Origin of the sequence: Sinomonas sp., assembly GCF_051955515.1 — a bacterium.
GTDB lineage: Bacteria > Actinomycetota > Actinomycetes > Actinomycetales > Micrococcaceae > Sinomonas.
In genome coordinates this window covers 1-5,271 of record NZ_JBQCGQ010000014.1, presented here as the reverse complement: position 1 = coordinate 5,271, position 5,271 = coordinate 1, and the positions used below count along the sequence as shown (strand labels likewise).

The window sequence follows — 5,271 nt, the reverse complement described above, 5'->3', positions numbered from 1 at the left end:
GGTGACTCCTCCGTGCGCATGCGGAATGTCGGGCGCATAGGGCAGAGTATTCTTCGTGACTCAGCCCGCAGTTCCCGCTCCCGCACGCCCTCAGCCAGACGCCGTCGCCCAGAAGATCAACGCGCTCATCGCCGAAGAACTCGGTGTGAAACCGTGGCAGGTGGCCGCTGCTGTCGGGCTGCTCGACGGGGGCTCAACCGTGCCGTTCATCGCCCGCTACCGCAAGGAGGTCACCGGAACCCTCGATGACGCCCAGCTGCGTGACCTCGAGGAGCGGCTGCGGTACCTCCGGGAGCTCGAGGAGCGCCGCGCCGCCGTGCTCGCGGCGATTCACGAACAAGGTGCGCTGACGGATCAGCTGCGTGACGCCGTCGAACGCGCCGCGACGAAGGCCGAACTCGAAGACCTCTACCTGCCCTACAAGTCCAAGCGCCGCACAAAGGCCCAGATCGCGCGGGAAGCAGGCCTCGAGCCCTTGGCCGACGCGCTCATCAAAGATCCGTCGCGGGCGCCGGAGGATGTTGCAGCACAGTTCGTGAGCGATGAGAAGGGCGTAGCGACCGCCGCGGACGCACTCGCGGGGGCGCGCGCCATTCTGATCGAACGCGTGGGTCAGAACACCGACCTCGTGCACGAACTCCGGGAGCGCCTGTGGAAGGGCGGCAGGGCGAGTGCGCAGGCAGCGGACGGCGCGACGGCCGAGCTCGCCGGAAAGTACTCCGACTACGCCGACTACGTCCAACCGGTTGAGAGCCTCCCGGGCCACCGCGTGCTCGCACTCCTGCGGGGAGAGCGGGAGGGCGCTCTGACCGTCACACTCGCTGAGGCCGATCCCCGCGATGAAGCAGGACTGGAGGAGGCCCGCGCGGGGTACGAGGGCGCCGTCGCGCATGCCTTGGGAATCCGCGGAGGGGACAGCCCCGCCGCGCGCTGGCTGTCGCAGACTGCGAGGATCGCGTGGCGGGGGCGGCTGCAGCCGCGGCTGGAGGCGGACCTGCGGGCCCGGCTGTTCGAGGCCGCGGAGGAGGAGGCCGTGCGGGTGTTCGCCGCGAACCTCCGCGACGTCCTGCTTGCGGCGCCGGCCGGGAACCGGGCTGTGCTCGGGCTTGACCCAGGGCTGCGCACGGGGGTGAAGGTTGCCGTCGTCGACCGCACGGGCAAGGTGGTGGACACGGCGACGATCTATCCGCACGCGCCCGCGAACAAGTGGAAGGAGTCGCTCGCCACGCACGAGGCCCACGCCGTCCAGCACGGGATCGAGCTCGTGGCGGTCGGCAACGGCACCGCGAGCCGCGAGACTGATCGCCTTGCTGCCGAGCTGCTTTCGCGCCTGGGCGATCGCGCAGGCGAGAGCGCCGCCCGGAAGCCCGCAAAGGTGATCGTGTCCGAGGCCGGAGCGTCGGTGTACTCGGCGTCGGCGCTGGCGTCGGCGGAGTTGCCCGATCTTGACGTTTCGCTCCGCGGCGCCGTCTCGATCGCCCGGCGGCTCCAGGATCCTCTGGCCGAGCTCGTCAAGATCGAGCCGAAGTCGATCGGAGTCGGCCAGTACCAGCACGATCTCACCCCGGCGAAGCTTGATCGTTCGCTCGACGCTGTGGTTGAGGACTGCGTGACCGCCGTGGGCGTGGACGTCAACACGGCCTCACCGTCGCTCCTTTCCCGCGTTGCCGGCGTGGGCCCTCTGCTCAGCCGCAGCATCGTCGAATATCGGGACGCGAACGGACCGTTCGCAAGCCGCTCGGAGCTCAAGAAGGTGCCGCGCCTCGGTGCGAAGGCCTTCGAGCAGTGCGCAGGCTTCCTCCGCATCACGGGCGGCCCTGAGCCCCTCGACGCCTCCGCGGTCCACCCCGAGGCCTACGGCCTGGCACATCGGATCCTCAAGGCGGCGGGCGGCACGTCGGCAGTGGGGGGCCTGGATCCGGCCCAGTTCGCGGACGAGCGCTTCGGCCTTCCCACCGTCAAGGACGTCATGGCCGAACTCGTCCGGCCCGCGCGGGATCCGAGGCCCGAGTTCGTCACAGCTGCCCTCAAGGAGGGAGTCGAGAAGATCGGCGACCTCAAGCCGGGCATGATCCTCGAGGGCACGGTGTCGAACGTGGCGGCGTTCGGCGCGTTTGTGGACATTGGAGTGCACCAGGACGGCCTGGTCCATGTGTCCGCGATGAGTTCGAAGTTCGTCTCCGATCCCCGCGAAGTCGTCAAGTCCGGCCAGGTGGTCAAGGTCAAGGTTCTCGACGTCGATGTGCCGCGCAAGCGCATTTCGCTCACACTGCGGCTCGACGACGACGCGACTGCCGAGCGGCCGGCGCGCGGCGAGCGCCAGGGCCGCGGCGAGCGTCAGGATCGCGGTGATCGGCCCGCTCGCGGTGACCGATCTGCCCGCGGGGGAGCCCAGGGGAAGGGGTCCCAGGGCAAGGGATTCCAGAGCAAGGGAGCCCCGGACACGGCTCTCGCGGAGGCGCTGAGGAGGGCGGGGCTCACCAAGTGACGGCACCCGTGCTCATCACCGGGCGCCGCTCGGTCCTTCGGGATTGGACCCCGGAGGATATCGAGGCGTACCGCCGCTGGATCGTGCCCCCCGCAGGGGGCGGGGTGCACGAGTGGCAGCTCTTCGACGGTCCCTTCTACTCGCGCTGGAGTGCCGAGGGCGCCAACCGCTGGTGTGATGGCCTCCTTCGCAAGGCGTACGACGGCGCATGGCCGGCGGTGCGCGAGAACCTCGCCATCGCGGATGCGGACTCTGGCGCATTCGTGGGGCAGGTCTCCTGGTATTGGGAGGAGAAGCCGACCGAGCCCGACGCCGAAGGCACCCGGCTTCTGCCGTGGCGCCGGCTCGGGCTTGTGGTGTTCGATTCTTCGCACTGGTCCGGCGGCTACGGCACGGAGGCCTTCGCGCTCTGGACTACGTACTTGTTCTCCGTGACCGACAGCAACCGCCTGGACTTCGCGACGTGGAGCGGGAACCTCGGCATGTGCCGGGTGGGGCAGAAGCTGGGATTCACGGAAGAGGCGAGGTATCGCAAGGCGCGGCAGGTCCGCGGCGAGCTGTACGACGCGGTTGTATACGGGGTGCTCCGGGAGGAGTGGACCGCCGAGCTCTGAGGTCATGAGTGCCGAAGGGTTTGCTACCGGGCCGGGCCGCATAGCAGAATTGGTCTGTGCGGCGCGGTCGCACGCCCACAATTGAACAAGCCTCTGATCTGCGGCGGGAGAGTCCTGCGAGCATGAGCAAGCAGGCGCCGTAGGAGCAACACCTCCCCAGGAATCTCTCAGGCACCTGTACCGCCGCGGCAAGGCGCCTCTGGAAAGCAGCCCAGTTCCCGCTGGGCTCACCGACGGTGCAAGCCGGCCCACATGGTCGGTGGAATCTCTCAGGTCCCATACAGAGCGGGGAGGAACGCAATCCATGCCGCGAAAGCGGCCAGAGTATTGGAGTTCCCCCGTGACGGACCACGCAGTTCCCGCAGCCTTCGTCGACCGGCACATCGGTGCGCGGCGCGATGCGGACATCAAGCACATGCTGAACGCGGTCGGGTACGACAGTGCTGATGCGCTGGCGTCGACTGCCGTCCCGGACAGCATCAAGCAGTCTTCTCCGCTCAGGCTCGCCCCGGCGCTGAGCGAGTCCGAGGTCCTGACAGCCCTGCGCGGCTTGGCGTCGAAGAACCGCCCGCATGTGCAGATGATCGGGCAGGGCTACTACGACACGGTCACTCCGGCCGTGATCCGGCGGAACATCGTAGAGAACCCGGCCTGGTACACCGCGTACACCCCGTACCAGCCGGAGATCTCGCAGGGCCGGCTCGAGGCGCTGCTGAACTTCCAGACCGCCGTGGAGGACCTCACGGGCCTGGCGATCGCGAACGCGTCCCTGCTGGACGAGGCGACGGCGGTGATGGAGGCGGTGCTGCTGATGCGCCGGGCGAACAAGGACAAGGCCGCCTCTGCTGGGAAGACGGTGCTGGACGCGGATCTGTTCCCGCAGTCGATCTCGATCGTCACGGGCCGTGCCCGTGCGCTCGGGTTCGAGGTCGAGGTCGCCGACCTGTCCAAGGGCCTGCCGGAGGGGCCGATCAACGGCCTCGTGATCCAGCAGCCGGGCGCTTCCGGCGTTGTCGCGGATGCGACGGAGCTCATCGAGGAAGCCAAGGAGCGGGGCGCGATGGTCACCGTCGCCGCGGACCTGCTGGCGCTGACGCTGATCAAGTCCCCGGGCGAGCAGGGCGCGGACATCGCCGTCGGCTCGGCGCAGCGCTTCGGCGTGCCGCTGTTCTACGGCGGCCCGCACGCGGCCTTCATGGCGGTCCACAAGGGCCTCGAGCGCCAGCTCCCGGGCCGCCTGGTGGGGGTGTCGAAGGACGACGCCGGCCGCCCCGCGTACCGTCTGGCCCTCCAGACCCGCGAGCAGCACATCCGCCGCGAGAAGGCGACGTCCAACATCTGCACCGCCCAGGCGCTGCTGGCGATCGTGGCCTCGATGTACGCGGTCTACCACGGCCCCGAGGGGCTGAAGGCGATCGCCGAGCGGACCCACGCCCACGCCCGCACGCTCGCGGCGGCGCTCGAGTCCGCCGGGGTCGAGGTCGCGCACCGCAGCTTCTTCGACACCGTCACCGCCCGCGTCCCCGGCCGCGCCGCCGCGCTGGTCGCGGGGGCGGAGGCCAAGGGGATCAACCTCCGCCTCGTCGACGCCGACACCGTGGGCATCTCGTGCGATGAGACGACGACGGCGGACACCGTCGCGACGATCGCGGCCGTGTTCGGCGCGGGCCCGGCCGGGGACGGCCAGGACACGGCTGGTGCGCCGTTCGCATTGGAGGGCGCGATGCACCGCTCGAGCCTGTACCTGCAGCACCCCGTCTTCCACTCCTACCGGTCCGAGACGCAGATGATGCGCTACCTGCGCCGCCTCTCCGACCGGGACCTGGCGCTGGACCGGACGATGATCCCGCTGGGCTCGTGCACCATGAAGCTCAACGCGGCCGTGGAGATGGAGGCCATCACCTGGCCCGAGTTCGCCGGCATCCACCCCTTCGCCCCGGATTCCCAGACCGAGGGCTGGCGCGAGCTCATCGCCGACCTCGAGCAGGACCTGGCGACCATCACCGGGTACGATCAGGTCTCGATCCAGCCCAACGCCGGCTCCCAGGGCGAGCTCGCGGGCCTGCTGGCGATCCGCGGCTACCACCACTCCCGCGGGGAAGCCCAGCGCGACGTGTGCCTCATCCCGGCCTCCGCGCACGGGACCAACGCGGCCTCGGCCGTGCTCGC

At 69.7% G+C, this 5,271-nt stretch carries 2 protein-coding genes, 1 pseudogene and 2 riboswitches; all 3 genes and pseudogenes read left to right on the top strand.

Annotated elements, in window-relative coordinates; genetic code table 11:
* Positions 1-55 precede the first annotated feature (55 nt).
* Positions 56-2,488, top strand: coding sequence for a Tex family protein (locus ACTHL9_RS00845; RefSeq protein WP_440516732.1), 2,433 nt, complete (start codon positions 56-58; stop codon positions 2,486-2,488).
* Positions 2,485-3,102, top strand: a complete 618-nt coding sequence (locus ACTHL9_RS00840) for a GNAT family N-acetyltransferase (RefSeq protein WP_440516731.1) — start codon at positions 2,485-2,487, stop codon at positions 3,100-3,102. Before ACTHL9_RS00845 ends, ACTHL9_RS00840 begins: the two co-directional genes overlap by 4 nt.
* 94 nt (positions 3,103-3,196) lie before the next feature.
* Positions 3,197-3,295: riboswitch (glycine riboswitch) on the top strand.
* Between the two features lie 4 nt (positions 3,296-3,299).
* A riboswitch (glycine riboswitch) is annotated at positions 3,300-3,388 on the top strand.
* Between the two features lie 18 nt (positions 3,389-3,406).
* Positions 3,407-5,271: pseudogene (locus tag ACTHL9_RS00835) on the top strand (glycine dehydrogenase (aminomethyl-transferring)); the annotation flags it as partial.